Origin of the sequence: Azohydromonas lata, from assembly GCF_034427735.1 — a bacterium.
Taxonomy (GTDB): domain Bacteria; phylum Pseudomonadota; class Gammaproteobacteria; order Burkholderiales; family Burkholderiaceae_C; genus Azohydromonas; species Azohydromonas lata.
Genome location: NZ_JAXOJX010000223.1, coordinates 1 through 371 on the forward strand (window position 1 = coordinate 1; position 371 = coordinate 371).

1 protein-coding gene is annotated in these 371 nt (G+C 73.6%); it reads left to right on the plus strand.

Annotation, left to right across the window (positions count from 1 at the left end):
• Positions 1 to 371 (plus strand): hypothetical protein (locus SM757_RS35125; protein ID WP_407655837.1); only part of this gene is annotated, 371 nt, incomplete at both ends.

Below are 371 nucleotides of genomic sequence, written 5' to 3' on the forward strand. Positions count from 1 at the left end.
ACGACGCGGCGCAGTCGGACCTGGTGTCGCTGAACAACGGCCACATCGTGTTGGTGGCCAGCGGCACGGTGACGCTGAACGACGGCACGGCCAACGACGGCATCGCCGGCGTGGCCGGCGTGGCCGGCGTGGCGGTGAGCGCGGCGGGCACGGGTTCCATCCTGTTGCAGGCCACGAGCGGTGACGTGATCGTCAACGGCGACATCGCCAGCGCCACGGGCCACGTCACGCTCAAGGCCGCGGGCAGCGTGCTGCTGGGCAGCGCCACGGCCACGGGTGTGGACGTGAGCACGGCCGGCACGGGCACGGTGTCCATCGACGCCCGCGGCGGCGCACTGGCCATGGCCGGCGACGCCAAGGTCACGGGCGCC